Source organism: Pseudoalteromonas rubra, from assembly GCF_004212645.1.
GTDB classification, from domain to species: Bacteria; Pseudomonadota; Gammaproteobacteria; order Enterobacterales; family Alteromonadaceae; genus Pseudoalteromonas; species Pseudoalteromonas rubra_G.
Map to the genome: position 1 here is coordinate 1 of NZ_PPUZ01000185.1, position 3,451 is coordinate 3,451.

2 protein-coding genes are annotated in these 3,451 nt (G+C 34.6%); one reads left to right on the forward strand and one right to left on the reverse strand.

The window, feature by feature from the left end:
- The first annotated feature begins 229 nt into the window (after positions 1-229).
- Positions 230-2,419 carry a hypothetical protein gene (locus C3B51_RS23435; RefSeq protein WP_130246568.1) on the forward strand — a complete coding sequence of 730 codons (2,190 nt, stop codon included), beginning with the start codon at positions 230-232 and terminating at the stop codon, positions 2,417-2,419.
- Here the strand turns inward: C3B51_RS23435 and C3B51_RS23440 are convergent.
- Entirely contained in the window at positions 2,373-3,428 is a 1,056-nt protein-coding gene (locus C3B51_RS23440) for a hypothetical protein (protein ID WP_130246569.1), read from the reverse strand. The two genes, C3B51_RS23435 and C3B51_RS23440, sit on opposite strands and share 47 nt — an antisense overlap.
- Positions 3,429-3,451 lie beyond the last annotated feature (23 nt).

The following is a 3,451-nucleotide window of genomic DNA, read 5'->3' on the forward strand; positions in this document are numbered from 1 at the left end:
GTAAGGATAACTAGGAATTATGGATTATAAATGCTTTGATAGGGTTGGAGAGAGGACGAAGTTACTTAACTCGATACAAGAAAAGGCGAACCTATGTTATGTCTCAGGCCGCTCAGGTGTAGGTAAATCGAACATAATCGGTTCAGTTCTTTATAGCAACTTTAAAAGTGAGAACGTTTTAAAGTATAGCTTTGGAAGAGCCCCACTTTCACTTAATCGGTTTTTGTTGGTGTGTGCACTGGAGAAGCAACCTATAGGTTCAAAAATTTTACAGTCTATAAAAAATATAAAATTAAGCGAAATAAATATAAACATCCCGATGGTAGGTAAAGCGCCATTGAAATGGGGGGTAGAAAAATTAGATATAGATAAAAAAGCACTCTCATTGCAAGATGTACTAAGAGAGATTGATGGGCCTTTATATATGTCCACAAAGAGAGAGGTAAAAAGAATATCTAATTTACTTTCCAAAACTAACTTTAATGTGCTATGGATTAGCAATATAGAATGTGCCAAGGAAAATGAAATTGGTCTGATTTTTCTAATTATAAAGTATATTTCGCCAGGAATAACAGTTGTTGCAGAAGGTGCGCATACAGGTAAAGTTAAAAAAACTTTTGAAGATAAGATCAAAGAAATTTGCAAGAATAGTGAACTAAAATTAAGTCTGCATGAGGTAAAACCATTCAGTGAAAATTTTGCAAGAGGTTTATTTGATTTTTTAGGTTTAGAGCGTGAGGGAGTGACCTTCAATTATAAAAAAAACCTAGGCTATCCAGTAGCAATTAAGTTTGATTTAAGTGAGCAGAGCAAGAGCGAGGTTTTAGGTGTTAAGCTAGAGTCATGCTTTTCCGATACTGAGCACACAAAAAAAACACTACTCCTTTTAGGTCTACTATTTGCGACGGAAAATCGTTATGCAAATATAATTTCCTTGGCAGATTCGTTGGATGTAGAGCTTTCTCTAAGCAAACCTTTGGAGAATGGCATCATTCGGCTAACTGATATTATATGTGAGTTGGCTCACCCTCAGTTGGCTAGATATATTTCGCTAACTAAGCGGCAGGAAATTTATAAAATGTTGAGCTCTTATTACTCTAAAGGAAATGAACATATACCTATAGAGATAGACCTAGCAGCCATGGCATATATAGAAATGTTTGATTTAGCGCTAAAGTTAAGGTTGCTAAATAGAGGAGTTTTTTACATTCTCCAAAAACTTAGTGAGAATAATATTGCTGCATCTGAGCAAGTTCTTAGCTGCGTAGAAGAGGGAATTGAGTCTCTCTCTCTCGAACAGTTATCTGAACCAAAAGTTTGTAAAATATGTGATTCCGTTTCATTGCTACGTTTGCAACTAAATGGATTACAATGCCGACTGACAGGAATTGCAGCTGATCCAGGCAATAACTCAGTCATAGAGTTGTTGATATATGCTCAGGCTCGTATGAGGTTGATTGATTTACGAGGTTCAATAGCGCTCTCAGAAATGGCAATGAGTAAAATCATGCTTTTTAAATTAAGCAGAAATTTATTTGATTGGTTATATTTTTGTGCTGCATATATTAAGTTGTCTTGTTTGATCGCTCTAGGTGAATTTACTGATTACAAGACGGAATATCAAAAACTTAATACAAAGATAGCGGGTTGGAAAGGAAAGCCTATTGCTCTTTTCTCTCTCTTGCCAACTTATGGTTTGGATAAGAAAGAAAGTTCAGAAAATACAGTGATTAATGATAGCTACTTGGCAGCTAGGGCAAATAACAATATAGCATGTGATAGAATGGTGTCGGATGTTAGCAATGAAGAAATATCCTTAACTTTAAGGAAGTCTATCGAATGTGTAGCCAGAGAAGGTTCGATAGAAGTAACATTCCCTCTTAACAACTATGCATTACATGCAGCTTTTAACTCAAATCTAGATGAAGCTATTGATGCTTTTTTTAATATGATAGATCATTGTACTTATCCATATGACTACTTTTCTGCATATAATAATATTGCTATTGTGTTGGCAATGAAAGGCTCTCTAGAGCAAGCAGTTGAATTTTGCAATAAAGCTCATGAATATATCGAAAGTAATACTTTAAATGATCCTGTTTTCAAAATAAAGTCATATTTTAATCGAGCTGTATTAAACCTATTCTTAGGAGATGAAAAATATTGGCTGGAATTTAAGTCAATGAGTTTTAACTTTAAAAAGCTGCCATCAAGATACTCTGATTTATTGAATAAAAAAGTGAAATACATAGAAGATAACATAGGAAACCATAATATTTTAAGTTCAAAAAGAAATAACAACATTGAAATTTGCAGTGCATTATGGCCTCAAAACCTTCAATTTTGGGATTTTATGTATCCAATTGTTTCCACTAAAAATATTGATGAGATAATTGACTCTGGTATTTACAATGATTGATTATGGATTCAACAAACATTTCTCCGAGAGAACTGTAGTTTAAATCTGTCGCCAGTGCCTCAAATGATTTACAAACAAATGGCTTGACATTGTTTTCAAGAAAGAAATAGCCATTGCTATCCGTTCCTCTGATATCGATTCCGGCATAGCAATTTATTAGCCCTAGGTTGTAAAAAAGCTTGACAACTTTTCCGGATTCTTTGTAAATAGGTAAATCAGAATTATTCAGCTTTTGAAGGTGCCACTTTCTATTTGATTCAGTTCTGTTTGTTGAGAAATTTTGTTTCTGATTCAGGTTATTTGAGATGGAAACTTTGAAGCAACGAAAGTCTAACTCCCCTTTTCTCCTTTCAATTACGGAGAGTCTATGGTCTTCACCATCTATATAAGCTTGTATAAGGCTATTCACACCGTACTTTCTATATATTCTATCACTAATTTCAATCGCTTGGTACAGATCTGAGACGTGAGAATTTGAATTTATACCTATTTGTGAACCAAGAGTATTTGGCTTGACGAAAAAACCCTTATCAGAGCTAAACCCAGAGACTTCTGCTAATTTTTTTTTACCTTGATATAGCAAGGTTTCCGGAACAAAGAGACCGTGCCTTTCAGCAATAACAGTCATTAAATACTTATTATCGGTTAGGCTTTGAAGAGTAGTGTCAATCCCAAAAACCTTCATGTTTACGTTTCTAAGCCAAGCACATACTAAACTTGAATTGTGAAAGAGCCGCCCATCAGAGACAACCCAAACACAAGTTTTATTAGAGCTGGATAGTCTGATTCTATTTATTGCCGTTTCTACATCATCAATGATTATGTGTTCGACATCAATACCTATTGCAGATGAAGCAAGAGCAACACTATGTAAAAGTTCAACTGATTGCTGAGGTGTTGGCAAGTATTGCTTTAGTTCATTAATCTGCAGATCTGAAAACCCATAGTTGCTACTCGGGACCCATGAGTGTTGAGATTCTGTAGCAATGATTATTTTATTAATATCCACCAATAATTCCTAGTTATCCTTAC